We start from the raw sequence: 25,774 nt of genomic DNA on the forward strand, positions 1-25,774 counted from the left end.
TAAAATACAATTTGCACATATGTTCTATATGATAAATTACACTAATTCAGGGTTTTATTATCAGTCGGTGTATAGATACCATCGTCTGACGAGCGGAATTCTCTTCCACTGTTTCTTAAGCCAAGGAAGTACATAATAGTCTAGACCAAGTGTGCTTCCTGATCCGCCGATGCAGGCAATACCAGCAGCAACGTACCATAACATTTCTGTCGATGCCATTTTGGTTGACCAAATCATGACCGACATGGCGACAGTCGCTATAGAAGCGAGTGCAGTGAAGAGACCAACGATGAGCATAATACCGAAGACGATTTCTGCACATACCATACCGATTTGGAACCATTTCGCGAGGAAAGTGTAACTTCCGTCGTTGTTGTAGAACATCAAATCCATGAACCAGTTTGTAATGTTGTATACGAAGTTAGGTACAGGCAACGCTTCAACAGCTTCTTTTGCAGTGGATACTGCTGAAGCTGCAGATTGTGCATCTACGGTGTCTTTAACTGCATCTACTGCAACACTGGCTGCTGATGAAGCATCCGTTGCAAAAGGAGCAGCTGGAATCAAGAAAATCTTATCTGGATCTTTCCAAATCTTTTGGATCTTCTCAATACCTTCGTATAACCACATACCACCAAGTAGAACACGAAGTGGTACGAGCCAGAAATTAGGTGAACGTTTGGAGAAGTGACCACCCAAGAAGCTCTTGCGGTTCTCAACATGGAAGAACTCATGCATCATATATGTCCATACTTTATTGAATCCGACAACCTGAGACAGGTAGAACATATTAATAAAGTGTTTGGATAGCATTGCCATGAATCCAGTAAGCATAAAGAACTTACCTGGCAGACCAACATTTGCTACACCGTAGCGGCTACCAATGGAGACCATTGTACCGTGGAAACCTGGTTTGTAAGCTTTTTTAGCAGTGTTCTGAATGTCAGCGGCAATGTTGCCAGCAACAATCGGAGCTGCTTGTTCAGCGTTCTCAACCATTTGTGGTACAGGACGAGTTTCACCTTCAGGAATGTAGAAAATGTTGTCCCCTACTACGTAAACGTTCTTATGATCTACACTTTCCAGGTTCTCATTCGTAACAATCCGTTTGCGGCCTTGTTGTTGTACTTCAAGTCCACCAACGATTTCGGAGCCTTCAACACCAGCAGTCCAAACAATTGTTTGGGAATCGACAACGTTTTTCTCACCAAGTGCAACACTACCATTGCCTACTTCGGTGATTTTAGCGCCAGTCACGATTTCTACGTTCAGCTTACGAAGGCGAGCTTCAGCTTTTTGAATCAGCTTATCTGGAAGGATAGGCAGAATCTTCGGAGCCATATCAGCCACAATCAGTCTTACTTCGGATGGGTCGATAAAGAACTCCTTGCATAATTCCTCGCGTTGTTCAGCCATTTCACCAACTAGCTCGACACCAGTAAAGCCGGCACCGATAATAACGAAGGTTAGCATAGCACGACGTACAGCTGGATTTTTCTCCATAGCCGCTTTGGTATACATATCGCGGATTTGACGTTTCAATGCTACCGCATCATCGTAAGACCAGAAGGAGAAGGTGTTTTCTTCTGCGCCTGGAATGCCGAAGAAGGTTGGTTTGCTACCTGTGCCGATTACAAGGTAATCGTAAGCGTAGGTAGCTTTATCGGATTTAAGTTTTCTGCTTTTGAAATCGATATTGCTGATCTCATCAAGAACAACATCTACTTTAAGGCCCGCAAAAATCTTCTTAAGATCGATCTTGATTGAATCCTCTGGAGCACGGTTCGCGGCAACCTCATGCAGCTCAGTCAATAGAGTGTGATATGGATTCCGGTCGATCAGTGTAATTTCAACATCTTTGTTTTTCTTAAATTTCTTTGCCAGTTTTTTAGCCGTGAGTACGCCGCCGTAGCCGCCGCCCAAAATGACTATCTTCTTCAAGAGAAATTCACCTCATTCGTCTGATTAGCTGCAGAAGGTCCTGCGAAATTATTTCGCGCCTTCGAGTGCTTTTTCTGCAAGTGTAAAATATTCACCAACATGAATACTCACGCCGGAAATTGCATCAGTTTTGCCTTCAGCATCAAGCGTTGGAGCAACACCTTTGTTTTCAAGGAAGTATTTTTCAGCCAAAGCGATTTCTTCATGCCATTCAGCAGAAGCGCCGCCAGCTTTCATACCATATTTACCATCAACGGAGAATTGCTTCTTGTCATCGCCAGCAGCATTCAAACCACTGAATTTAACAGCTACAACATTACCGTTAGCAACAGTCAGGTCAACAGTGGATTTCCAACCGGATTCAGCGTCCATTTCGCCTTCAGCATGGTAGCCTCCGTCTTTATATTGACCAGCTTCTACTGGACCAGCAGCAAGAGCAGCTTGAGCAGCTTTTACAAAGTCAGATACGTGTACGGATACACCAGAGATGGCATCAGTTTTCCCTTCAGCATCAAAAGTTATAGCTGCTGGATCTTGTTTTTCGATCAGGAATTCTTCAGCTTTAGCTGCTTGCTCGTGCCATTCAGAAGAAGCACCGCCAGCTTTCATGCCATATTTACCATCTTCGGAAACTTTTTTCTTCAGGTCGCCTGCAGTGTTAACGTTAAAGGCATCCCAGTCAGCTTTAGTGATCTTTCCACCTTCTACAGTTAAGAGTGCGAAATATTGCCAGCCAGTTTTAGCATCAACGTCAGCAGTACCGTAGTAAACTCCGTCTTTGTACTGTCCAGCTTCAGTTCCAGCGTTACCGGAATTTGTTGCAGGAGCAGTTGTTTCAGCTGGTGCGTTAGTAGGGGCTGCGGCGTTGTCTGTGTTGTTACCACAACCTGCGAGCAATCCAAGGATAAGTGCGCTCGACAAGATAACAGAAGCTTTTTTCATTTCAAATGACCTCCAAAAATATAGTTTAAAATATATATATTAAAATGTAAAACATTTTAATAGTCGAGCGAAGTGATAAAAATCACTTTATAAATGATATTTGTCACTTTAATCTCATGCGTTATTACCCATTTGTAACAGTATCTTGACTTATATCGGCATACATTAGGAAAAAATTTAATGATGTTGTTTTATCTCCGATGGCATTCTAGCACATGGACTAGGAAAACCATTGTGAAATAAATCACTTAAAAAATTAAATATTTAATTTATATCTGGATTATATCAAATTTTAAAAGATTTGAATACATATATTTAAAAATATATGTGACAGAATACGACTTAATTTGCGAATGTCTTGAAATGTGGAAAGATTCATAGCGAATGGGGAAGGGTAAGTAAAGGTAACACGGGATAACAATCCTACCCTAATTAATTCAGCTAAGGAGATGAGCTTATAATGGACAACAATGTATTTAAAGGAAAATGGAAACAGCTCAAAGGCGAGGCCAAGAAGCAATGGGGCAAGCTTACAGATGATGATCTTGACGTAATTGACGGTGAAAAGGATAAATTAGTAGGTAAACTACAAGAACGTTATGGACATACGAAAGAAGACGCGGAGAAAGAGTACCAAACCTGGGGACGTTCCTACCGCGATTAATTCATTACTAATGACGTTAATATAAAATTCCAGAAGAAGAGCGCAAATCGCATCTGATTTGCGCTCTTCTTCTGCGTCCATGGGCGTTAGTTATCGAATGGGGCTTTAGTATGGTAGTATTATGAGATGAAAGTTGTATTTTATTTTGCCGAGGTGGGAGTGAATCTATGGGTTATCTTAAAATATTTTTTGGAAACACCGCAATGCTAATAGCTGTAGCCTATTTGGCTAATCTTATATATAAAAACACCATTTCAAATGCAAGTGTAGGAATAAAAAAGGTAAGCTGGGTATTACTGGCCATTTTTGCCGGGTGGATTAGTACTCTTTTTGGATATAGGCTGGGTGAGCATGTGATTTTTGATTTACGTTTTGTGCCACTTATTATATCAACGCTGGCTTATCCGCATCCTTTCATTCTTGTTTTGATCGGTATAGGAACAGGTCTTACACGGTTAACTTTTGGAGTAAATGAGGCGGCGATGGCCGGAACCATTAATCTGTCCATTCTAGGATTTGTTTGTGCTGCGCTTAGCTACTGGGTCAGACGATCTAACTTATGTATGGTGAACAAAGGTTTGATCGTGATTCTAGTCATAAATGTAATGAACGCAATCAACATTATGGTGTTTGGTGTGATCCCCGCCCCAGAGTACATAAAAGAGATTATGCCGATTACTTTCCCTGCCGGATTGATTCTAAGTGTTCTATTCTCCTTAATTATCCGTGACTTTCAATTGGGTCTCTTGCGGAATGGACAGATTGAGCGTGCTAATGAACAGCTGTCTGCCCAGACGGAGGAGCTGCATAAGAATAAGATCGAGCTTGAAGAGCGTGCCGATCAGTTAATGATGGCTTCGCAATTTAAATCGGAATTTCTGGCAAATATGTCTCATGAGCTTAGAACGCCACTGAATAGCATTATTAATTTATCGCAATTAATTGAAGACAATGATAATTCTCTTACGGAAGCAGAAATGAGGGAGTATGCAGCTATTATCCGCCGTTCTGGTGAAGAATTATTGATGATTATTGGCGATATATTAGATCTGTCCAAAGTGGAAGCAGGTCGATTAGATATTATTAATGAAGATTTAAGTGTTAGTGAGATTCCAGAGATTCTGGCTATGCAGTTCGCTGTGACAGCGAAACAAAAAGAACTGGAATTTAATATTGATATGGAAAAAAATGTTCCACAAATGATTCATTCCGACCCGCAGCGGATTCAGCAAATCCTGCGCAATTTGCTTTCTAATGCTTTTAAATTTACAAAGTCTGGCCATGTCGCACTCCGTATTCGTCAAGAGGAACGTGGGGAAAGAGCTATTGTGAAGCATTGGATTGTATTTGAGGTAGAAGATAGCGGTATTGGTATTGCACCAGAGAAGCATGCCATGATCTTTGAAGCCTTCCAACAGGCGGATCGAACAATTAGTCGAAAATATGGCGGAACAGGATTAGGGCTTTCTATTAGTAATGATTTGGCCAGACTGCTCGGAGGTTTCATTACTTTAGAAAGTGAGGAAGGTAAAGGGAGCCGTTTTTCGCTTTATTTACCCCTCGAAATCATAGAAGAGTAAGCTCCAATATTATTTGTTAATTTGGCGTATTGACAGTAGATTGATGCGGAGTAGAATGAAGCAAATGCCGCATCAAAGGAGTGTTACCCCTCTCTATGAACAACATGGAAACTAAGCACACAGTTACTAGTTCAAAGCGTGTCCGTAAAACCTCAGTACATCGCAGAAATTTGCGCATTGCTACCTGGGAAGGTGTGCCATCGACCATTTTCCAGGTACTGCTGCAAGGGCAGTTTCTAACAGGATTCCTACTATATTTAGGAGCCACTTCAAGTCAAATTGGATTTGTGCTAGCGCTTACCACCTTGGTTAATGTGATGCAGATCGGGGTAGCTTTTTTGATTCAGAAGCTGCCAAGCCGCAAATGGGCTATGGTTACTTTTATCGGCCTGCATAGGATACTTTGGAGTTCTACGGGGCTAATTCCGTTTATTTTTCCTAAAGAGTATTGGGTCATGGCTTTTATAGCCTTATATACTACTGCATTTATTGCCAATACGGCGGGTGGTGTGCTGTGGAGCTCTGTGATCAGCGATCTTGTTCCAGCACGTGTGCGCGGACGTTATTTTGGGATTCGTAATACGTTCCTGAATGCACTCGGTAGTCTGGTAATGTATGGTGGGGGTATCGTTTTGGATCGTTATCCCGGGAGCCATGGCTTTCTGATTCTTTATATTGTTGTGTGGATCTTCGCGATCTCTAACGTCGTTGTATTCTTTTTTTATCCCGACGTGCCTTTCGAGAAATCGGAAGAACATAAATTTTTGCCGATGTTTAAGAAACCGCTTAAAGATACTTTATTTATGAAGTCTACTTTGTTTCTGGCCGCCTGGTTGCTGCTGCAGAATCTAACTGTTCCGCTATACTCGTATGTCATGTTGCAGTTACTTCATATAAATTATGAAACGTTATCACTGCTTAATGTGTCCCAGACTCTTTTTATGATGGCCAGTTTCTACGTTTGGGGCAATCTAAATGCAAAATATAGCAATAAACGTCTGTTGTTCTTTACGTTGCCGATTATTGCCTTGTCCTCTTTAATGTGGGGACTCTTGTCTGTGCTGCCGATGCTGTTGGTGTTGTTTGCCGCTCATATTGTTTTTGGTGTAGGTGTAGGCGGTTTCAACCAGCTGGCCTTTAATTTTATTATTGGGGACACGCCGAAAAAAGAACGGCCTATGTATATGGCGACCTATGCGGCGCTTACGGGTTTATCATCCTTTTTTGGCCCGCTTATCGGGGGACAGTTGTATGAAAAAATTGCCCACTGGCCGCAATGGACCCAAGTATACGGTATGCAGTTGGTAGTGGGAACGCTTATGATTGCTCTTGCCTTCCTGCTGGGCCGTCGTATTCTAAAGGACGAATAGAAGTAAAGGGGACTATTCCATGTTAAGGATTGCGTTGGTATTAGGGGCTACTGGGTTAGTAGGGAAAGCGGTTACGGAGGAATTGCTGAATCGTGAAGGTTGGGGTGAGGTGAGAGTGCTTGTACGGACTCCATTAGCTTTAGAACATCCCAAGCTTAAGCAAATCGTTGTGGATTGGGAGAACCTGGCGGAGTATAGCGATTCGTTCGAAGGCGTTCATTCCATCTTCTGTTGCCTCGGGACTACGATCAAGAAGGCAGGTTCACAAGAGAAGTTCGAACGTGTTGATCTGGATTATCCGCTTGCAGCTGCTACTATTGCGAGAGATCACGGTGTTAAACAGTTTTTGGTTGTTTCATCCATGGGGGCAGATGCCAAATCGCGCAATTTCTACAGTCGGACTAAGGGTAGAGCAGAGGAAGCGTTAAGCAAAATCGGTTTTCAAGGGCTGCATTTGTTTCGGCCATCCTTGCTGCTGGGTCATCGTGAGGAATTCAGACTGGGAGAACGCGTCGCGGCTAGATTGATGAAAGCGCTGGAGTTTGTAATGGTTGGCAAAGCAGCTAAATATCGTGCCATTCCTGGTGTAACTGTGGCGAGAGCTATGGTTAACATTGCCTCTGCTGACACGCATGGTTTGCATATCTACACGAATGAAGTAATACATGTGATTGGAAAACGATAAGTTTTTCGGGCTGCTAATAAATTTGCATTACGGTGAGAACAGGACTTACAATGGACAATAAATGATCAGCGTTTAATGGAGAGGGGTAACAAGATGAGTAAAAAACAAGTAGCTACTACAAAAGCACCTGGAGCCATTGGTCCTTATAGTCAAGCCATTACCACCGGTAGTTGGGTATACACTTCAGGACAGCTGGGCCTTAATCCAGAGACAGGGAATTTGGCTGAAGGCGTTCAGGAACAAGCTCGTCAAGCACTTAGCAATGTACAAGCTATTCTTGAGGAGGCTGGTGCATCACTGGATCATGTAGTGAAGACCACTGTATTCCTAAAGGATATGAATGATTTTGCAGCAGTTAATGAGGTTTACAGCACCTTCTTTAAAGAACCTTATCCTGCCCGCAGTGCCATTGAGGTTGCCCGTCTGCCAAAAGATGGCCTTGTTGAGATCGAAGCGGTAGCGCGTAAAAAATAAATATGATTTCGCACTTCTAAATTAATCTACAAAAAAGGCAGGCTCAGAAGGATCACCTTCTGAGCCTGCCTTTTTATAATATCAAAAGGACAATCAGTATCTGCTGTATCTTCTGCGGGGTGTGAGCAATAGCCAAATGCTGTAGAGCAGCAGAAGACCTGCCGTTATTGTGCCCGTCACAAAGACTGCATTAGCCTCTCTATGTTCCAGGGCAATCGCGATGAAAGCCCATACGAAGACCAGAGGATAGATGCTGTCTCGGTTAGGATAGCTGACTAACACCGCAAGCAGTGTCCCCACGCAGAGCATGATCACAGCCCAGGTTATCCCGCTAAGTCCAAATCCATCCCAATGATTTTTCTCCAGAACAACGCTAACATTCACGATAGTAGCCACAGAGATCCAGCCAAGGTATATACTAAAGGGTAGCTTGATCAACCATTTCTCACCTGAAGTAGGATTTGCGATCTGGCGCGATTTGCGATAGATAACAATGATTGAAATTAACATTAACACCATGGCAATCAATGAAAGCTCGATGTATAGATACTGCCAGAGGAAAAGCCAGCTCATATTAAAAACACAGCTCAGGATAAACCAGAACGAAATAACTCGTACAGAATCCCTAGAGCTTGTATAGGAGCGGAATTGATAAATAACGAAACCGGCTAACAATAAATAAATCAGCGACCAAATGGAGAAGGCATAGCCAGCAGGAGTCATGTAAGTCTTATATTTGTCAGAGATCTCTCCTGTACTGTTTCCGCCCAAAGGCAAGGTTACCGCCAGCACATTTACGATAATTACACCCACAAAGAATACGAGGTTCCACCATTTATAAGGATTATAACGTCTCAAATTATTCACTCCCTAGCTTTTTTAATAGGGTGTTGCTTATTTAGAATATACCCCTTTTTGGCACAATTAAGACTATAAAAAGAAAAGAAGTGACTAGTGAGTCATAACATTCTTGGATAGCAGGGCAGTAGTGCGGGGTATTTTAAATGAATCAAATTACTGGGTGTTTCTATATCCTTCAACTTTATTTCATAAAAATCTACAGAAAATATGCAGAAATGTTTTTAAATCAGCGCTTTTTCGTATAAGATGAAGAGATGAAGATTCAAGAAAATATAAGTTTTGTCCTAGTTCTTTATCCTTATATTTACCGCAGGAGCGCATCCCCTCTCTAAAAGAGGAAGAGGCGGCTTCTACTTGTATAGCTTCAAAATTTATTTCTCGCGGAAAAGGTTGCAGTTACCCTTCCTGATGGTGGGGGGCTGGTTCTTTTTTTGCTTGCTTAAAAGACAGGAGATCACCGATGACTAAGCATCTGTATGCAATATGGTTAGGGGACGTTTTATTTTGCTTCTCTGGCGAAACTTCGGAGCCGAAGGTTGACGCTTGGACTCGCGTAGTGAAGCGGATGGAGCTACAGGGAGGAGTGCGTCCTTTTGCAACTGCTGCTCTGCGTCTGGCAGAAGTGAAATATCCGGCTCCCCCTGTAGAGGGGAAGCCAGCCCGGCGCGGATTGCCCGGACGAACGTTCGAAGGGCTCGCCTTGGTTCCTAGCGATGCATTTCAACTGCTTCTGGCATGGGATGAGACGTTATGCCGAGATCAGGGAGTGGAGCCAGGCGGCGAACTGCGTTACTGGGCAGCAGCGGCACGTTTTGCGCTGGAGCTGATGGGTACAGGCGGGATTACGCCGGGAGCCTTGCCACCACGCCCCGTGGGCTCACGTCGCCGCGGCGGAGAACAGGCGGCGACAGTCTGCTGGTCGCCAGCTTTCCGAAAGCAGGAGGACAAAGAGATCTTTTTGCAGCTGGCAGCATCCATGCCTGTTCTTGCACTAGGAACGCATATCGCAGAGGCAGGGGATCTATCCTCTCGCGATGAGGCTGGAGCTTATGTGCTTTACTCCTTTATGCAGGCTGTAATGACTGCTGAGATAAAAAAGGTAATTGCGGGCATTGAAAGTGAGTTAACCCCTTATAAAGCAAATTATCGCCGGGGTTATTCTCCTTTAACTGAACTGTGGTGGAATAGCCTTCTCACTGGAAGCCGAGATATACCCGTGCAAGGAACTCCAGCAGAGGTGACGGACCTTTTGGTCACTGTGAACGAGACCGCTGGCAGCGATGTGCCACATTCAGAGCCAGAGGAAGCGCGGAGCGGGCAGCTGGGTCTTGGGCTACGGCTGGAGCCGCCAGAAGACAATAATGAAGTCTGGCGGTTAACCTTCTGGGCGGAGAATAAGGAAGAAGGGGAATTCTGGTTTCCCGCCAAATCGATCTGGAGCAGTAAGGAACGAGAGTTTACGTTATGGGGGAAACGCTATCGCAATATCCAGCAGCAGCTGCTTATAGCGCTGGGCCGGGCTGCGAAGATATCGCCGGATATCCAGCGCGCTCTTGCTAAGCCTGCGCCTACGGGGGCAGATTTGGAACCAGAACGTCTTTATTTCTTTTTGAAGGAGACGGTGCAGCAGCTGCGCGATCGGGGAATAACGGTGCAGATGCCTTCGCGCTGGAGCCGTGAAGGACGCCGCCGCATTGGCATGAAGATGAAAATGCAGCCAGGCGTGAACGGGGGCGATAGTCCTGCGCCCGCGGCTCTGGGTATGGAAGAGCTGATCTCGTTCCGTATTGAGGCCTCGCTTGGAGAAAGTGCGATTAGTGAGGAAGAACTAAACGCATTAGTAGAGGCTGGCGTACCTTTTGTACGTTTCCGCGGGGAATGGATCGAGATAGATCCTAAAGAAATCCGCCAGGTTCTTAGATATATGAAACGCCATGAAAACGGAGAAATGACTGCCGCGGATTGGATGCGCCTAGAAGCCGAGGATGGTGAAGATCGGCTCTGGAAAGGAATGTCCGTCACTGGGATGGAGACATCCGGGCTGTTGGCATCGCTTATGCGCGGAGATGTATTACGTAATCTTCCGGTGCGTCCCGTACCTGAAGGTCTGCATGGAACTTTAAGACCTTATCAAGAGCGGGGTTATCAGTGGCTGGCCGAGCTCAGTGGTCTGGGTTTTGGGGTATGTCTCGCCGATGATATGGGTCTAGGTAAAACGGTGCAGGTTATCACCTGCCTGCTGGACCGGGCGTTAAGTGCTCCCCCTGAAGAGAAGCAGGAGCCTGTGCTGATTCTCTGCCCAACTTCGCTTCTTGGCAACTGGCAGCGGGAGCTGCAGCGCTTTGCTCCTTCGCTTAATGTACACATACATCATGGTGGACGCCGTGTTCGGGGAGATAGCTTCTTAGAACTGGCAACCAGTCATGATATCGTACTGACGACCTATCACTTGGCAGGGCGTGACAGCGAGGATTTAGCTAATGTTCAGTGGTCAACAGTGGTGCTGGATGAAGCTCAATATATTAAAAATCACCGTACGAAGCAGGCGCAGAGTGTGATGAAGTTATCAGCGCCGCATCGCATAGCTATGACGGGTACTCCGGTAGAGAACAGACTTGGCGAGTTATGGTCTATTTTCCACTTTTTAAACCCGGGCTATTTAGGAACCTATCATTCCTTCCGGCAGCGTTATGTGTCTGGGGAGGGTGGGGAGCGTCTGCGGGAGCTGCATCGCTTGGTATCACCCTTCCTGTTGCGGCGTCTGAAGAGTGATCCGGATATTTCTAAAGATTTACCGGAGAAGCTGGAGTTGAAGTCTTATTGCCCGCTGACCGAGACCCAAGCTGCCCTGTATCAGGGTGTTGTGGATGAAATGCTCGGCGTGATCGGGGAGAGCAGTGGTATGGCTCGCCGTGGACTGGTGTTATCCTCTCTGACGAAGCTGAAGCAGATTTGCGATCATCCTCAGCTATTCCGGAAAGAAGAAGGTCGGAGTCCGCGTAATGAACATTCCGGTAAAATGGAGGTTATGTTCGAGGTATTGGATAGTATTGCTGAAGTTGGCGAATCTGTGTTGATCTTTACGCAATACGTAGCGATGGGCGAGCTGCTGGTGAGCAAGCTTACTAAGCGTTATGGTACATCGCCATTGTTCCTTCACGGAGGGATTCCAAAACGAGAGCGTGACGAGATGGTGCATGATTTTCAAGAGGGCAAGGGTCCATCCTTCTTCGTGTTATCTCTTAAAGCGGGTGGAGTAGGTTTGAACTTAACCCGGGCCAATCATGTTATTCATTACGATCGCTGGTGGAATCCGGCAGTGGAGAATCAGGCGACAGACCGGGCTTTCCGAATTGGACAGGATAAGAATGTTCAAGTTCATAAGCTGATTTGCCAAGGAACACTGGAGGAACGTATTGACGAATTAATTGAGCGGAAGAAAAGCCTTTCGGAGCAGGTTGTTGGTTCTGGTGAAACATGGTTGACCGAGATGTCTAATCATGAACTGAAGGAGCTTATTGAACTGCAGGATCAGGATTGGATGTAAGGAAAGACATGAGCAATACGGAGGGATCAAACAATGAGTGAACTGTTAGAGATGCGGCTGGAAGTTGTGCCTGGATTAGTAAAAGCAGCATGGACGACTTCGCCCGGGAGAGTGACGGGAGGGTCGCGGGCAAAGGGTGAATGGAATGTCGGTACTTCTGCTGTTCCTCAGGGACAAAGACCGGAGCGACCTCTCTCTCTGAAGGTTCCAGTCTGGCATGCTGCCCGTAGAAAAGAAATATTGCGGCGTCTGGCGCTAAGTCCGGATGAGGTATTTGCATTGTTGCAGGGGAGATTAACGGGTGGGCTGGCGGAACTGGATCTTCTGCCTACAGATACAGAGCTGGAGCAGGCCCTCTTTGAGGGTGAAGGGTTAGAGGATCAGGCGGAGACTCTGCAGCTTATAAAAGAACGACTAGCTGAAGAACCGCTGCTGGCGCTTTCTCTGAGAGGATTTACTAAGGGAGAACTCCTGGATGGAATATTTGCCCTTTGGGCTGAAAGTGATATAGCCGCCGATGATTCTGAGACAGAGGCAGCCCCCGTTAGTGAGCTTGCAACGGAATTAGCACGGCTAGAGCGCAAGGGCCCCGCAATTTCCTCTGGAGAATGGCTTGCAGAAGCGGCTGCTGAAGGTTCGCTTCACCAGCCGGGACCGCAGTTCCATGAGATTACGGCTAGGCCATTTCCTTCATCGCCGGTAGTAGCAGCGGTAACGGAAGACTGGGGAGCTTTGCTGCCTCAGACACCTAAGGCGCTAGAAGGCCTAACTTTGATTATGAATCGAGTAGCAGAAGCTGCTGCCCGTCGAGCAAGTAAGGCGTAATTAAACAGCAGTGGAGTGTAGAGAAGCCGCATCCTATCTGAGGAGGCGGCTTCTTTGTGTAAAGCTTCTGTAACCTTTTACTATTAAACTCTGTCTATGATTATAGAATAGAAGGAAATGGAAAAAGGAGGATTTCATTTGAGACTATATGCCGTTTTTGCCCCGATAATCATTGCCGGGTTATTTCTGCAATCCTGCATGGTAAACGATAAGTTTGGTTTAGATTCGAGTATTGGGACAAATACCGCTGAGCTGAAGACGGATATGAATTCTTTGCAGGGGTATCCTGCTAAATTTAGCATGAATGACATAAAGCATGGGTGGGGAATAGACGAGACTGGATTATGGACTACGAACGATGGAGGGAGTAGTTGGTACCATCCGGACAGCAATATCGTTCCTATTCCACAAGAAACAGGCATCTTTGCCGCAGCAAGCTTTTTCCTGAATGCCACAAATGGCTGGATTATAAGTAGTCATGGTATGGGTCAATCTGTCCTGATCTATCATACCTCTGATCAGGGCCAGACCTGGAAGGAGACAAAACTTCCCGTCACGGAGGATTGGGAGCAAGGATACAGTGGCGGATTTATTCATTTTATCGATGTGAATAACGGGTATGTGCTGCTGGATTCAGAACCTGGTCTCGGGATGATGGAGAAATCCTTGTATCGCACGACAGATGGCGGGAACAGCTGGAAGCGAATCGGAAATCTAACGGGGAGTATTAAAGCCTATCCAACAGGGATGACCTTTCAGGATTCCCGGAATGGCTGGATCACCTCCAGCAACCATGGGCAAGAATACATTTTAACGTTCAGAACTTCGGATGGCGGGAAGAGCTGGAAGCCGGAACAATTAAAGAAGCCGGCTGCTATGGCAGCATTTACTTACAGTAATAGTTATCCACCTAAATTCTCAGGCAAAGACAATATGAAAGGCATCCTGCCGCTGGAGATTGTTGACGATGGGATTCGAAGTATGGTGTTTTACATAAGTGATAACGGAGGTAGGACATGGAAGCCGGGCCCTCAATTACTCGGTACTGAGGCGGTGAGAACAACATGGCTGAACGCTCGGGAAGGTTGGGCCTTGCAGGAGGGTGGTAAACTGGTGGCGACTGTCAACGGGGGTGTAAGCTGGAGGATAATTGCTACTTCGCAGCTATTCACGAAGGCAGAGAATATTCAGTTTGTTACGCCGAAAAACGGTTGGCTGGCGGGTCCTGAATTTCTACAGACCACTACAGATGGTGGCGTTACATGGAAGCCTTTGGTTGGCAAGCCTTGAGGCTGAATACAGCGGAATGCCGGATGTAATGATTAGCCGTTGAGACTTAGGGACCCAGGGGGCGTTATTCACACATTTACCGCCTATCCAGCATGTTTTCGGACTCCAGTGCAGCTATTTCATATAGTAGGGCGCAGATCCGGTGTTTTTTATGCCGTTAGTGACTTTGGGGTCCGTTAGTATGCAAAATGGAGGATTATTCTGTGAATAAGATCGGCTGTGTCTGATAACCCCTTGCTTCGGCGGCGAAGGGTATCGATCAAACGGCCTAATCGATTAAAAAGAAGGGGGTGTCCCAGCAGCCATTGTCATGGCTTATGAGACATCCCCTTATTTTTTGAGAAATGTAGAAATATGAAAGCTTAAACCTGCCCGCCGGCAGGGGATTCCCCTTCTGCAAGTTCCAGAATCTCACGGCGCAGGCGCAGCATTTTTTGATCCAGTTCATCGGCGGCGCGTGCGGCATCCTTCAATTCCTCAGCAACATGCGAAGGGAGCTGTTTATCGAATTTATAATACAGAATATGTTCCATACTTGCCCAGAAGTCCATGGCTAGGGTTCGCAGCTGTATTTCTGCTTTGACCCAGCGTGTTCCTTCCAGCAGGACGAGCGGAATTGCGACGATAAGATGCAGGCTTTGATACCCATTCGGCTTGGGATGGGCTATATAATCTTTGATCTCCAATACGCGAATGTCTTCGCGTGTGCTGAGGTGATCAACCAGACGGTAAATATCTTTAACAAAAGCACATACAATCCGCATACCTGCAATATCGTGAATGTGCTGCTCCATATTTTCCAAGTTGAACTCGAAACCTTTGCGCTCCATCTTTTGCAGGATGCTCTTGGGTTCTTTAATTCGGCATTTAACATGTTCGATGGGACTGAAGCCGTCACGGACCTGCCATTCCGTTTTGATCACATCGATTTTATTCTCAAGATCATTTAGTGCATGGCGATAGAGTGCTGGCAGAGACTTAAACTCATTGATAAGATTTGTGAAATCCTCGTTATCCTGCCAATGTTGCAGATCCTTAACGTGTACCTGCATCTGTTTTAGCGTAAGCTGTGTGCTGTCATGTTCTTCCACTGAAACTCTCCCAATTTCGTTATTTGTGATTAATTCTATTTTAACCGATGTAGAACCCCTGACGCAAAATAACGTCTGAAATCAGTGAAAATAAGAATTTATAGGAACATTCTCCGCTAAATCGCGTATTAAAGCACATTAATGAATCTGTTCGATACATTTGGTATGATAGAATCACGTATCGCTGGAGAGGGAGGAACTGTAATGAGTTTTATGAAACGAATCAAAGATAGTGCGAGCCGGGTTACTGAAAAAGCACAAAGCTCTGTTGAGATTGGCAAGCTGAACGGGCTTATTTCCGATATTGAACGTGAGATGGAAGTGGAATTCACGAAAATGGGCAGGCTTTTTTATGAAGGGTATCGCACTAAGGATATGTCGGTAGCTGAAGGCAAAATGGTAGAGCTGGCACGGACCTGTTCCAAACTTCAGGAAAAAATCGAAGTCCAACGCGCAAGGATTGCTGAACTGAAAAATGAACGGTTATGTTCTTGCGGCAATGTTGTGGCGCTCGATGCAAACTTTTGTCCAAAGTGTGGAAGTAAGCTGGAGGAGCTAACCACTTCAAGAAAGATTCCTTCACCGCCCGTATTCGTCAAAACTGTGGATGAGGACGAAGAGGATGAGGATCAATACTATGGTGCAGATGAGCTAACGGATGAAGAGAAGGAGATTGCAATGAAGCTCCATCCGCAAAGTATGGTGTATTCTGAGATCCTGCCTTCAGAGGATGATGAGCTGCCATTGGAGGAATATGCGGCGAACGAACATGACATTGAACGGGATCGCAGACATGCTGATCAGCTGGAACGGGAAAGACAAAGACAGCTTGAGCTGGATCGTCGCATCCGCGATTGGAATGCGAATGAACATCAGGAGGAGTCCGCAGTCACCCAGGACAGTGGTGTACGTGATATGATTAAGTGTCAAATCTGTCGGAATGAATTGCCAAAGGGCTCCTTATGGTGCCCGCGTTGTGGATCGGAGCAAATATAGTACAGATATCAGTCAGCTTAGGGCTTAGGGGGACAACAAGATGGAACAGCTGCTGCTGCATCTGCGCAATCTGGGCTTCACGGAGATGGAGTCCAAAATCATGGTCGAGCTTGCGACTAAAGGTCAGGCTTCTGGCTATGAGGTTGCCAAACAGCTCGGAGTTTCAAGATCAAATGTGTATGCGGCGCTTCAGCGCCTAACACAGCAGGGATATGTACGATGTGGTGAAGGAGAGCCTGCGCGGTATAGTGTTCTCAATCCAGAGGAGCTGGCGACGATGATCTCGGGAAGAGTTCAAGCTTCGCTGGCTTATATGGAAAGTGAGATGCCTCGCGGGGGGCCTGTTAGTCCTTCTTTTTATAATGTAGAGGGCGACCGCAATGTAATGGGGGCGCTGATTCGCCAGCTTAACATGGCAGAGCAGGAGATTGTAGTGGATATGTGGCGCGAGGAAGCGTCGCTTCTGCGGAGCGAACTTGAACAGGCCGAACTGCGTGGCGTTAGGCTTTTATGGGCTTTTGACGGTGGCAATGCTGCTGCTGCCTCTTACCCGGTATGGCCGTCATTCGGAAAAGATTCGCAGCGGGCGGATGGACGGAAGTTCTCATTTGTGATCGACCGGAGCTGGTGTATGCTGGGGATGCGTTATGATGATGGATCCGCACAAGCAGTGGTAACAGAGCACCCGGTGTTAGTGGAGCTGCTGTTGAATCATTTTACACAGGAAATGGTCTTATTCGAGCTGGAGCAGGATATGGGCGCAGAATTAGTAGAGCGTTATGGAGAACGTTACAGCAAAATTCATAGCAAATATGTTATGTATGATCAAGGCGATGATGGGGAAGAACAGGCGCAGTAGTTATTATCATAGGGAGGTGAGAAGCATGGAATGTATCGTTCATTTTGAAGTGGTGCACAATGATGGTCCTAAGAAATTGCGTGGACTATTGTTTCTGGATAAGGGAGCATCTCCTGGAGAAGCAGAACTGGTCGAAATGTTTAAGGATATGAATTTTAACGTGAGACTGGAAGACCGCGAGAAATTGATTTTTAAACCGGTAAATCCGGGAGATTTCTTGGAGATTCGAATTACGGGTTATGATAACGGTCAGGAAAAGAGCAAGGATGATCATAATTTAAAATCGATCGTTGGAAATTTATTGCCTCAGAAGCCGACAGGCCTGTAATGTGGGGAGAATGGATTTAATGATGGGAGAAGGAGGAGCACTATGGAGCTGTTGAGACAAAAGGTATTGAAAGAAGGTATTGTACTCGGGCAAGGAGTGCTCAAGGTGGATTCTTTTCTGAATCATCAGATGGACCCCTTCCTGATGCGCGAGGTTGGCCGTGAGTTTATCCGCCGGTTCGCTGGCGAAGAAATTACGAAGGTGCTGACTATAGAATCCTCGGGAATCGCTCCGGGGATTATGACAGCATTAGAGCTGGAGGTTCCGTTGATTTTTGCCCGTAAGCAGAAATCGCTGACGCTGACAGAAGACATTTACGTGGAGAAGGTATACTCCTTCACGAAGAAAGAAACGAATGAAATTACCGTTTCGAAGAAATTCATTGCTCCCGGAGAACGGGTGCTGATTGTTGATGATTTCTTGGCGAATGGTGAAGCCGCCTTCGGACTTGCCCGTATTGTTGAGCAGGCGGGCGGAAGTGTGGTTGGAATTGGCATTGTGATCGAAAAAGCGTTCCAGCCAGGGAATCGGCTGCTGCAGGAAGCGGGATATCGCGTAGAATCACTTGTGCGTATTGCTTCACTGGAGGACGGAAGAGTCACTTTCGTGGAAGACGAGGAAGAGCCTCTTGTTTGAGGCTTTAGGAATGAATGCTCAAACAAAAGCTATAGGATATACAAAACAGCAAGCGAACTGGTAATGAACCAGTCGCTTGCTGTTTTTTGTGTGTATGGTATGCACGGGTCAGGTTACCCGTTGCTGCCGCATGCCGCTGCAGTGTCGACGGGCAGCTGTACGCTGTCCGCCGCCAGCGGCGAGAGCACCCGCAGCGCCCCCGGCTCGCAGCGAACGGCCAGCGGCCCTTTGCCGAGGCTCTCGCCGTCGCCGATCGCAGGCCGGGCCTCGGCAAAGCCTACGGCTACGCTACGTCCGCGCAGCATAGACACGAAGGGCAACGCCACATGCTTGCCCTTCAGTACCGTAGGGAACAGCCGCAGCAGCTGCCCGCGGCTGCACCCGTGCACGACGCAGACGTCGAGCTGGCCGTCATCGGCCTTTGCCTGCGGGCAGATCAAAAGCCCGCCGCCGTAGCTGGGCAGGTTGCAGATCGAGACCAGCCATGCCTTCTCGAAGGCATGCTCCGTGCCGTCGCAGACTACGCTTACCCGGCAGGGCTTGAACGTCATCAGCGTATGCAATATGCCGATGATATACGCCAGCTGGCCTGCTCCAATGGCATTGCACAGCCGTTTGTAACGGCTGGCATTCACATTCTCGGCCACCTGAGCATCAAAGCCGTTGGCAACGGCTGTTACGGTCAGTCCGTTTGCTCCTGAAAGCAGGTCTGCTTCGATATACCGCTCACTAAGGGCGGCCTCCAGCGCGGCTTCTATCGAAAGCGGGATGCCGAACCCCCGGGCGGTGTCGTTGCCGGAGCCGGCAGGAATTACGCCCATGGGGATATCTTTACCGCAAAGTGCACCCAAAATGCTATGGAGCGTGCCGTCACCACCGATTACAATCACAGCTTTCCAATCCTCGCGATGCTTTAGTGTATTTAAAACAAGGGCTTCTGCACCCTCTACGCTGTGCGTAAACAAGGACATGAAAGGCAGCGAACGCTCCTTCATGAGCGCCTCTACAGTATGCCAGGTCCGGCCGCCTGCTCCCCCGCCGGAACGTGGGTTTATGATAAATAGATACATATAATTTCCTCCAGCCTGTAGAATTCCATTGATGCCCTTTCTACATTGTAAGGAGTGGATGGGCAAAAGGGAATACTTTTCAGCGATCAGAGGGACTGCTTTTTGGGGGGGGATTACAGATGGCGAATCTGACTTTCTGCGATATCACCTGCCCAAGGGAGTTTGTACCACCTGCCACTTAAGGCATGGTAGATCATTAGCAGCCACACTCCAAAGCTGCAGAGAGAGACGAGTGCACTCATCAAGGGACCGAGGAAAGGGACCAATCCGGTTAGAACGTGGAGGATCATCAGCACTCCGAAGGTAATCAGTGATTGCAGCGAATGGAACAGCACAAAGCGGCTGCGTTTCTCCAATGCGAGAAAGACGACGCCGCCGAGAAAAGGGAAAAAGTAACACAACGCGCCCGCTATATTATCGGGCAATCCGGTAGATGATTTAAAAGGGGACAATAGGCTCACTCTCCTTCTGCTTGGAGAAGAAGGGGCTTGATTGTTCGAATCCTTCTTCCTTACAAGCCTATGACTTGTCAGGAAAAAGTATGTTTAGCTCATTGAAGGGAGAACATACTTTTCAAGCAGCTTGCGTGGGTTCTTCCAGTTGTTTGTCTTGCTCTCTGCTGTAAAGACCACTACAGCATCCAGATTGGGGAAGAGCAGAATCTGCTGCCCGCCATGCCCGTGGGCGAGCTTGTAGGGCTGCCCGCTCATCGTACCGATCCAAAACTGATATCCGTAATCACCAAACGCTGGATATCCCTTAGTTTGAGTGGTAAGTGCATCCTGCAACCAATGTTCTGGGATGATTTGCTGCTCTGCAAACACTCCATTATTCAGCAGGCAAATTCCGAATTTAGCCATATCCCGAGACGTTAGGTGCAAACCGATATGACCCATGCTATGTCCTTCGGGGCTAGGTAACCAAGCGGTATTAGCCATTCGGAGTGGAGTGAATAAATGCTGTGCTGCATAGGAAAATGCATCAAGACCTGTAGATTCACTAATCATCATCGAGATTAGATGTGAGTCGATGCTTCGATATTGGAACTGGCCGATTTGTTCTGGAATAATGTTCAAGCTAAGGCCAAAGGAACCCCAGCGGCGGCTGCGATGGAGGTTCCGAACGAGCGGTTCACCAAGCTTCTTCCCTGTGATCCAGCTAAAACCGGAAGTCATGGTAAGAAGATGACGGAGTGTGATCTTTGAGAGATGTGGGGAGTGAAGGTATGGAATATGCTTGCGAAGAACCTCGGACACAGAAATATGGAGATCAGGCATCTCTCCACGGCCGATAGCGATTCCCGTAAGGACGCTGACAAAACTTTTGGTGGCAGAACGGAGATCATTTAATGCTCCAGCATGATGGTCGTTAAAATAACGTTCGAAGATAAGTTTTCCATGACGCACAATAAGCATGCTATGCATCTTGGGATATTCTTTTAGGATAACTTGATGGGCTTGTTCAAGACCCTCCCGGCGTGTAGCTGTGTCCTCTGGCGTTGCGGTAGTCATTACGGGAATTACAGGCTGGGCCATAACGATCTCCTTCTCATTTGTTGATAAATGCAGTTTCACTTGCTGTATTGGTTATTGTATTTTAACCAGTTTGGAGACATATGACTTACGAAGAGAGTTGTAAAAAAATAATATTTTCCAAATAGTACATTTTACAAGGAAAGGTGGAAGTTAATCCGGAATATGATACAATATAACGATAAGGCCCGAAAGGAGTGATTCAGTAAGTGGCTCTTCGGGTAATAAAAGTGTCAAGGAGCTATCGTTCATCAGGCGTCCTTACTCTCAGCCCAAATCACGACGAACCTGCTTCACCGGCAAGGCGGTGTTTCAAAGGCTAGACATAGCTTTAGATTCCACGTTTTGACGGATAGTGCAAGCCACGTATGTGTAATGGATACTTCACTTGCATTCGAGGTTACGGCGTACTTTTCATCATGCATTCTCTACAACGGAGCATTCATTTTCAATGTTTTGGGAGGGAACTGATCATGGCAAGTAAAGGTCATAACGAAGTCAAGGAAAGTCTACGGGAAATGACACGCATTTTCCGGCCCAAAGATCCCAAGAAATTCGTAAAGGAGTACGTCCGAAAGTATCGGATTACAGGAGGCTATGAAGAGGAACTGACCATGGTCGTGGAACACGAGTTGGTACGGATGAATTCATCCGTCTCCTAGCTAACAGATACGTTTGTCACTTGCTTAACTTTAGACATCATTTTGAGTAATAACATCCACGAGGATTCTTATAAACCGTGCCCGAGCAACTTTTGTTGCTGGAATCGGTTTTTTTTGTATGCCCATTTACGAATAAGGAAAAGTCTTCCTCATAGAATAGTCAAATGAATTAATAGACACATTTTAAAGTGTATGCGCTTTCTTTATTATTTTTTATTTGTTTGCGTTTTCATAAAATGCCATCAAATCCAGATGGGACAAGGGTTTATTGTGTCGAAAATTACAATGTGAACTAGTTGTGAACGATTGACAAAACTTTCCCTTAAACTTATATTAATAGTGATTGTTATAATTGACAGAAAAAAACAGGAATCTACGAAATCGGGAAAAGCGGGGTAGATCAATGATGAAAACGTGGCAGGCTGTAAAGCGACTCCTTCCCATGACCGCTATGTTTGGACTCTTTCTTGCCGGGTGCGGTCGTGAGGACTTGTCAGTACTCAGACCACAGGGACCTGCAGCAGACAGATCTTACGGATTAATGGAGCTGTCGATCAGCATTATGATCGTGGTGCTGCTGATTGTCTTTACGATTGCAGCTTATGTACTGATCCGCTTCCGCAGAAGACCGGGTCAGAATGAAATCCCTGAGCAGGTTGAGGGCAGCATTAAACTTGAGATTCTCTGGACAGTTATTCCGCTTATCCTTGTTGTAGTACTGGCCGTGCCAACGGTGAAAGCAGTGTTTGCCGCTGGAGATGATCATTCCAATGACAAGAATGCGATCAAGGTTAAAGTAACCGGCCACCAATACTGGTGGGAGTTTGAGTATACCGATTATAAGGTAACTACAGCACAGGATCTGATTATTCCGGTGGGCAAAGATATCGCCTTTGAACTGGAAACTAAAGATGTGCTGCACTCCTTCTGGGTCCCTTCTCTTTCCGGTAAAATCGATACCAACCCAGCTGGAACGATTAACCGCTTTAGCTTTAGTGCGCCTAATGAAGGCGTTTACCGTGGGAAATGTGCGGAGCTATGTGGGCCTTCTCATGGATTGATGGAATTTAAGGTGAAATCAGTTAGTGAACAGGAATTTCAGAAGTGGATTGATTCGATGAAAGCGCCTGTCGCTGTGCTGCCGGAGGATCCTGCTTTAGCTGAGAAGTTCAAAGCGGCATGTCTGACTTGCCACGCTGTAGGCGATCAAGGGATTAATAATGCGCCGAACTTGACCGGAATTGGTTCTCGGGAGTCGATTGCTGGAATTCTGCTCAACGACGACACGAGGGAAGATGGTGCGCCGATTGAAGAGAATCTCAAAACCTGGCTGCACGACCCGCAATCCGTAAAACCAGGCAATCTGATGCCTAACCCCAAAGATCTGGGCCTGAGTGATGCTGAGATTGATGGCATTGCAGAGTATCTGGCCAACTATAAGCTGGACTAATGCCTTAGCCTAAAGGCGGGCGGAACTTTCGAAAAGGGGGGACGAACTTTGGCTCAAGCAGCGCATACCTTGAATTCATCCAAGCCTCTGGGGCACGGCCACAGTGTGAAGCGCCATACAGGACTTATGGATTGGCTTACTACCGTCGATCACAAAAAAATCGCGATTTTGTACCTATGGGCCGGAGGATTGTTTTTTGGCATCGGGGGAATTGAAGCGCTTCTGATTCGCTGGCAGCTCATCAAGCCGATGAATAACTTTTTGGATGCACAAACGTTTAATGAACTCATAACCATGCATGGTACGACGATGATCTTCCTCGGCGTCATGCCAGTCATCTTCGCACTCATGAATGCCGTCATTCCGCTACAGATCGGTGCACGTGACGTAGCCTTTCCTTTTCTAAATGCACTTGGTTTCTGGACCTTCCTGTTCGGCGGGATTCTACTGAATCTTAGCTGGGTTATGGGTGGTGCTCCTGATGCCGGGTGGACCGCCTACACCCCACTATCTACGAGTACATACAGCACTACACACGGTGTAGACTTCTATACGATCGGCTTGCAAATTGCCGGATTAGGGACCCTCATCGGGGGGATTAACTTTCTAGCCACGATCATTACGATGCGTGCGCCGGGAATGACCTATATGCGGATGCCGATGTTCGCCTGGACCACATTTATCACTTCCGCCATTATTTTGTTTGCTTTTCCAGCAATAACAGTAGGTTTAGTACTGTTGACATTTGACCGGATTCTCGGAGCCAATTTCTTCGAAGTTGGAGCCGGAGGAAGTCCAGTGCTATGGCAACATATCTTCTGGATATTTGGTCACCCGGAAGTTTACATTCTCATTCTGCCTGCCTTCGGGATTATTTCCGAGGTCATCCCAACCTTTTCGCGTAAAAGACTGTTCGGATATAGCTCCATGGTGTTTGCAACCATCTTGATCGCCTTTTTAGGCTTCATGGTCTGGGCTCACCACATGTTCACAACTGGACTTGGACCTGTAGCTAACGCGTTGTTCTCCGTATCAACGATGTTAATTGCGGTTCCTACCGGGATTAAAATTTTTAACTGGTTGTTCACGATGTGGGGCGGGCAAGTACGTTTCACAACCCCTAACCTGTTCGCTGTTGGATTTATTCCTACCTTCACTATGGGGGGAGTAACTGGAGTGATGCTGGCGTCCGCACCTGCTGACTTTCAGTTCCATGATACGTATTTTGTCGTAGCGCATTTCCACTATGTTATTGTTGGTGGCTTGGTGCTTGGCCTGTTCGCAGGTCTGCACTACTGGTGGCCGAAGATGTTCGGACGGATGCTGAGTGAGAAGCTGGGCAAGTGGACCTTCTGGACGTTTATCATCGGATTCCATCTGACCTTCTTTGTACAGCATTTCCTTGGGCTTATGGGGATGCAGCGCCGCGTATTTACTTATTTACCTAATCAGCAATTTGATTTCCTGAATCTAGTCAGTACCATCGGTGCAGGACTTATGGGTGTCGGTATGATTATTTTCTTGGTGAACATCTTCCTGACTTCCAGAAAACCAGCGGATGCAAGCAATGATCCGTGGGAGGATGGACGTACATTGGAATGGACCATTCCTTCACCGCCGCCAGAATATAACTTCAAGCAAACACCTCTTATTCGGGGGATTGATGCCTTCTGGAAAGAAAAAGTAGCAGGGAATAAAGGCATGACACCAGCAGAGCCGGTGGGCTCAATTCATATGCCGTCGGCAACGATTTTACCGTTTACGATGTCTATCGGAATTTTTATCGCTGGGCTTGGCTTTATGTTTAGCCGTGATGAATTCGGCAATGCTTTTATGAGCTTCCTGTTTAATAATTATATCGTTACAGCCATCGGTCTTATTATTACATTTGGATCCATGCTGATGCGTTCGCTGTATGATGATCACGGATGGCATATTGAACCTGAAGAGCTGGAAGGAAGTGAGCGGACATGACAACGGCACATGCAGAAGCTTCTAAGGATACCTTTCCGCACGAGCCGGAAAAAGCTACGCTCGAAGGACGCAACAAGGTTCTTGCCTTTTGGTTGTTTCTAGGCGGCGAAGCGGTATTGTTCGGCACGTTGTTCGCTACTTTCCTCGCACTGCGTAATCAGACGAATGAGGGGCCTTCGGCGAATGAGCTGTTTCACCTGCCGCTAGTAGCCGCTGCAACATTCATCCTGCTGGTTAGCAGTCTGACAAGTGTATTCGCTATTCAAGCGATGCACAGAAATCGGCCGGCACTGCTACGGAATTGGCTTTTAGTGACTGTAGTCTTAGGTTTAGGTTTCCTGGTTTTGGAGATCTATGAGTTTACTCAATATGTAAGACACGAAGAATTCGGAATGACCACAAGTGCATTCAGCTCGGCATTCTACACACTGGTAGGATTTCATGGTGCGCACGTAGCCTTCGGGATCGCTTGGATCTCCATCTTGATCGGGCAGCTCGCCCGCAAGGGGTTAACGGTAGTTACTGCACCAAAAGTGTATGTGTCAGCCATGTACTGGCATTTTATCGATGTGGTATGGGTCTTCATCTTTACGGTTGTATACCTACTCGGAAAGGTGGGCTAGGCACTATGACGACGGATCAGCATATGCCAGATAGCGGCGGGTATAAGCAACGTCATCGGCATGAAGGACCACAGAAACATATTGTTGTCTTTATTTTCTCCATTGTCTTAACATTGATTGCTTTCGCCGCTGTTGCGGCTGGGGGAGTAAATGCAACCTTTGCGATTATTTTGCTGCTGGTAATGGCTGTTCTTCAGGTGATTGTACAGATGGGCTTCTGGATGCACCTAAAAGATAAAGGGCATCTTCTGCCGATTCTCTTCATGCTGGGCGGCTTCTTTATCGCTGGGACCTGTATTGTTATGTCGCTGTATTGGGTTTGGTGGAACTAACGGACAATAATGAAAGAGGTGGGCTGCGATGCCCCCTCTTTT

At 46.7% G+C, this 25,774-nt stretch carries 24 protein-coding genes; 17 read left to right on the forward strand and 7 right to left on the reverse strand.

Annotated features, from left to right (window positions below; translation table 11 throughout):
- Nucleotides 1-60: 60 nt before the first annotated feature.
- Together NYE72_RS02495 and NYE72_RS02500 are read right to left on the reverse strand one after the other, a co-directional pair.
- Complete coding sequence (locus NYE72_RS02495; protein WP_036682533.1) at nt 61-1,941, reverse strand: FAD-dependent oxidoreductase; 1,881 nt, start codon at nt 1,939-1,941, stop codon at nt 61-63.
- A 48-nt stretch (nt 1,942-1,989) separates the two neighbouring features.
- The gene (locus NYE72_RS02500) at nt 1,990-2,883 is read right to left on the reverse strand and encodes a hypothetical protein (protein WP_036682532.1); all 894 of its coding nucleotides are present in this window, start codon (nt 2,881-2,883) and stop codon (nt 1,990-1,992) included.
- 460 nt (nt 2,884-3,343) lie between these two features.
- Here NYE72_RS02500 and NYE72_RS02505 point away from each other — a divergent pair, with 460 nt between their 5' ends.
- From NYE72_RS02505 to NYE72_RS02525, 5 genes are all read left to right on the forward strand, one after another.
- A complete protein-coding gene (locus NYE72_RS02505; RefSeq protein WP_036682530.1) occupies nt 3,344-3,547 on the forward strand; it encodes a CsbD family protein in 204 nt (67 codons plus the stop codon).
- A gap of 167 nt (nt 3,548-3,714) precedes the next feature.
- A complete protein-coding gene (locus NYE72_RS02510; protein ID WP_038568513.1) occupies nt 3,715-5,127 on the forward strand; it encodes an ATP-binding protein in 1,413 nt (470 codons plus the stop codon).
- Between the two features lie 104 nt (nt 5,128-5,231).
- Nucleotides 5,232-6,497 (forward strand): MFS transporter, encoded by a 1,266-nt coding sequence (locus tag NYE72_RS02515; RefSeq protein ID WP_036682545.1) that lies wholly within the window; start codon nt 5,232-5,234, stop codon nt 6,495-6,497.
- Nucleotides 6,498-6,516: 19 nt separating this feature from the next.
- Entirely contained in the window at nt 6,517-7,182 is a 666-nt protein-coding gene (locus NYE72_RS02520) for an oxidoreductase (RefSeq protein ID WP_038568515.1), read from the forward strand.
- A gap of 93 nt (nt 7,183-7,275) precedes the next feature.
- Nucleotides 7,276-7,656, forward strand: a complete 381-nt coding sequence (locus NYE72_RS02525) for a RidA family protein (protein ID WP_036682524.1) — start codon at nt 7,276-7,278, stop codon at nt 7,654-7,656.
- Nucleotides 7,657-7,749: 93 nt separating this feature from the next.
- Here the strand turns inward: NYE72_RS02525 and NYE72_RS02530 are convergent, their stop codons facing one another.
- Complete coding sequence (locus NYE72_RS02530) at nt 7,750-8,514, reverse strand: TspO/MBR family protein (RefSeq protein ID WP_076146867.1); 765 nt, start codon at nt 8,512-8,514, stop codon at nt 7,750-7,752.
- Nucleotides 8,515-8,977: 463 nt separating this feature from the next.
- On the opposite strand from NYE72_RS02530, the gene NYE72_RS02535 reads away from it, so the two are divergent.
- The 3 genes from NYE72_RS02535 (at nt 8,978) to NYE72_RS02545 (ending at nt 14,179) form a co-directional block, all read left to right on the forward strand.
- On the forward strand, nt 8,978-12,064 hold the full coding sequence (locus tag NYE72_RS02535) for a DEAD/DEAH box helicase (RefSeq protein ID WP_036682521.1): 3,087 nt from the start codon (nt 8,978-8,980) through the stop codon (nt 12,062-12,064).
- A 33-nt stretch (nt 12,065-12,097) separates the two neighbouring features.
- A complete protein-coding gene (locus NYE72_RS02540; RefSeq protein ID WP_076101349.1) occupies nt 12,098-12,889 on the forward strand; it encodes a hypothetical protein in 792 nt (263 codons plus the stop codon).
- Nucleotides 12,890-13,027: 138 nt separating this feature from the next.
- Nucleotides 13,028-14,179: a YCF48-related protein gene (locus NYE72_RS02545; RefSeq protein ID WP_076141851.1), complete on the forward strand. Its 1,152-nt coding sequence runs from the start codon at nt 13,028-13,030 to the stop codon at nt 14,177-14,179.
- A 362-nt stretch (nt 14,180-14,541) separates the two neighbouring features.
- Here NYE72_RS02545 and NYE72_RS02550 read toward each other — a convergent pair whose 3' ends face one another.
- A complete protein-coding gene (locus NYE72_RS02550; protein ID WP_076218890.1) occupies nt 14,542-15,270 on the reverse strand; it encodes a GTP pyrophosphokinase family protein in 729 nt (242 codons plus the stop codon).
- Between the two features lie 204 nt (nt 15,271-15,474).
- Between NYE72_RS02550 and NYE72_RS02555 the strand changes: the two genes are divergently transcribed.
- The 4 genes from NYE72_RS02555 to NYE72_RS02570 are packed head-to-tail and all read left to right on the forward strand — an operon-like array spanning nt 15,475 to nt 18,089.
- Entirely contained in the window at nt 15,475-16,266 is a 792-nt protein-coding gene (locus NYE72_RS02555) for a zinc ribbon domain-containing protein (protein WP_036682517.1), read from the forward strand.
- Nucleotides 16,267-16,306: 40 nt separating this feature from the next.
- Nucleotides 16,307-17,125, forward strand: coding sequence for a TrmB family transcriptional regulator (locus NYE72_RS02560; RefSeq protein WP_036682516.1), 819 nt, complete (start codon nt 16,307-16,309; stop codon nt 17,123-17,125).
- A gap of 25 nt (nt 17,126-17,150) precedes the next feature.
- On the forward strand, nt 17,151-17,453 hold the full coding sequence (locus tag NYE72_RS02565) for a hypothetical protein (protein WP_038568522.1): 303 nt from the start codon (nt 17,151-17,153) through the stop codon (nt 17,451-17,453).
- Between the two features lie 42 nt (nt 17,454-17,495).
- The gene (locus tag NYE72_RS02570; RefSeq protein WP_076101352.1) at nt 17,496-18,089 is read left to right on the forward strand and encodes a xanthine phosphoribosyltransferase; all 594 of its coding nucleotides are present in this window, start codon (nt 17,496-17,498) and stop codon (nt 18,087-18,089) included.
- 113 nt (nt 18,090-18,202) lie between these two features.
- Here the strand turns inward: NYE72_RS02570 and NYE72_RS02575 are convergent, their stop codons facing one another.
- The 3 genes from NYE72_RS02575 to NYE72_RS02585 form a co-directional block, all read right to left on the reverse strand.
- Nucleotides 18,203-19,159 (reverse strand): diacylglycerol kinase family protein, encoded by a 957-nt coding sequence (locus NYE72_RS02575; protein ID WP_052096739.1) that lies wholly within the window; start codon nt 19,157-19,159, stop codon nt 18,203-18,205.
- A gap of 113 nt (nt 19,160-19,272) precedes the next feature.
- Nucleotides 19,273-19,611, reverse strand: a complete 339-nt coding sequence (locus NYE72_RS02580; protein ID WP_036682511.1) for a membrane protein — start codon at nt 19,609-19,611, stop codon at nt 19,273-19,275.
- Between the two features lie 93 nt (nt 19,612-19,704).
- Nucleotides 19,705-20,694, reverse strand: a complete 990-nt coding sequence (locus NYE72_RS02585) for a serine hydrolase (RefSeq protein ID WP_076101354.1) — start codon at nt 20,692-20,694, stop codon at nt 19,705-19,707.
- Between the two features lie 470 nt (nt 20,695-21,164).
- Here NYE72_RS02585 and NYE72_RS02590 point away from each other — a divergent pair, with 470 nt between their 5' ends.
- The 5 genes from NYE72_RS02590 to NYE72_RS02610 all read left to right on the forward strand — a co-directional run bounded on the left by NYE72_RS02590 (nt 21,165) and on the right by NYE72_RS02610 (nt 25,732).
- Complete coding sequence (locus NYE72_RS02590) at nt 21,165-21,353, forward strand: hypothetical protein (protein ID WP_019913840.1); 189 nt, start codon at nt 21,165-21,167, stop codon at nt 21,351-21,353.
- A gap of 403 nt (nt 21,354-21,756) precedes the next feature.
- Nucleotides 21,757-22,803 carry a cytochrome c oxidase subunit II gene (gene coxB, locus NYE72_RS02595; RefSeq protein ID WP_076101356.1) on the forward strand — a complete coding sequence of 349 codons (1,047 nt, stop codon included), beginning with the start codon at nt 21,757-21,759 and terminating at the stop codon, nt 22,801-22,803.
- Nucleotides 22,804-22,929: 126 nt separating this feature from the next.
- Nucleotides 22,930-24,777, forward strand: a complete 1,848-nt coding sequence (gene ctaD, locus NYE72_RS02600) for a cytochrome c oxidase subunit I (RefSeq protein ID WP_051491246.1) — start codon at nt 22,930-22,932, stop codon at nt 24,775-24,777.
- A complete protein-coding gene (locus NYE72_RS02605; protein ID WP_076101357.1) occupies nt 24,774-25,400 on the forward strand; it encodes a cytochrome (ubi)quinol oxidase subunit III in 627 nt (208 codons plus the stop codon). The genes ctaD and NYE72_RS02605 overlap by 4 nt, the downstream gene beginning before the upstream one ends.
- Before the next feature lie 5 nt (nt 25,401-25,405).
- Entirely contained in the window at nt 25,406-25,732 is a 327-nt protein-coding gene (locus NYE72_RS02610; protein WP_036682505.1) for a cytochrome C oxidase subunit IV family protein, read from the forward strand.
- The last annotated feature ends 42 nt before the right edge of the window (nt 25,733-25,774 follow it).

The organism is Paenibacillus sp. FSL L8-0333, from assembly GCF_037965665.1.
Lineage (GTDB): Bacteria > Bacillota > Bacilli > Paenibacillales > Paenibacillaceae > Paenibacillus_AQ > Paenibacillus_AQ odorifer.

Bases quoted from the DNA above. Each gene is read 5' to 3' on its own strand.
- NYE72_RS02525 (WP_036682524.1), top strand. From the start codon at position 7,276: ATGAGTAAAAAACAAGTAGCTACTACAAAAGCACCTGGAGCCATTGGT.
- NYE72_RS02605 (WP_076101357.1), top strand. From the start codon at position 24,774: ATGACAACGGCACATGCAGAAGCTTCTAAGGATACCTTTCCGCACGAG.
- NYE72_RS02520 (WP_038568515.1), top strand. From the start codon at position 6,517: ATGTTAAGGATTGCGTTGGTATTAGGGGCTACTGGGTTAGTAGGGAAA.
- NYE72_RS02535 (WP_036682521.1), top strand. From the start codon at position 8,978: ATGACTAAGCATCTGTATGCAATATGGTTAGGGGACGTTTTATTTTGC.
- NYE72_RS02590 (WP_019913840.1), top strand. From the start codon at position 21,165: ATGGCAAGTAAAGGTCATAACGAAGTCAAGGAAAGTCTACGGGAAATG.
- NYE72_RS02570 (WP_076101352.1), top strand. From the start codon at position 17,496: ATGGAGCTGTTGAGACAAAAGGTATTGAAAGAAGGTATTGTACTCGGG.
- NYE72_RS02575 (WP_052096739.1), bottom strand. From the start codon at position 19,159: ATGTATCTATTTATCATAAACCCACGTTCCGGCGGGGGAGCAGGCGGC.
- NYE72_RS02515 (WP_036682545.1), top strand. From the start codon at position 5,232: ATGGAAACTAAGCACACAGTTACTAGTTCAAAGCGTGTCCGTAAAACC.
- coxB (WP_076101356.1), top strand. From the start codon at position 21,757: ATGATGAAAACGTGGCAGGCTGTAAAGCGACTCCTTCCCATGACCGCT.
- NYE72_RS02565 (WP_038568522.1), top strand. From the start codon at position 17,151: ATGGAATGTATCGTTCATTTTGAAGTGGTGCACAATGATGGTCCTAAG.
- ctaD (WP_051491246.1), top strand. From the start codon at position 22,930: ATGGATTGGCTTACTACCGTCGATCACAAAAAAATCGCGATTTTGTAC.
- NYE72_RS02510 (WP_038568513.1), top strand. From the start codon at position 3,715: ATGGGTTATCTTAAAATATTTTTTGGAAACACCGCAATGCTAATAGCT.
- NYE72_RS02610 (WP_036682505.1), top strand. From the start codon at position 25,406: ATGACGACGGATCAGCATATGCCAGATAGCGGCGGGTATAAGCAACGT.
- NYE72_RS02555 (WP_036682517.1), top strand. From the start codon at position 15,475: ATGAGTTTTATGAAACGAATCAAAGATAGTGCGAGCCGGGTTACTGAA.
- NYE72_RS02585 (WP_076101354.1), bottom strand. From the start codon at position 20,694: ATGGCCCAGCCTGTAATTCCCGTAATGACTACCGCAACGCCAGAGGAC.
- NYE72_RS02500 (WP_036682532.1), bottom strand. From the start codon at position 2,883: ATGAAAAAAGCTTCTGTTATCTTGTCGAGCGCACTTATCCTTGGATTG.
- NYE72_RS02505 (WP_036682530.1), top strand. From the start codon at position 3,344: ATGGACAACAATGTATTTAAAGGAAAATGGAAACAGCTCAAAGGCGAG.
- NYE72_RS02560 (WP_036682516.1), top strand. From the start codon at position 16,307: ATGGAACAGCTGCTGCTGCATCTGCGCAATCTGGGCTTCACGGAGATG.
- NYE72_RS02540 (WP_076101349.1), top strand. From the start codon at position 12,098: ATGAGTGAACTGTTAGAGATGCGGCTGGAAGTTGTGCCTGGATTAGTA.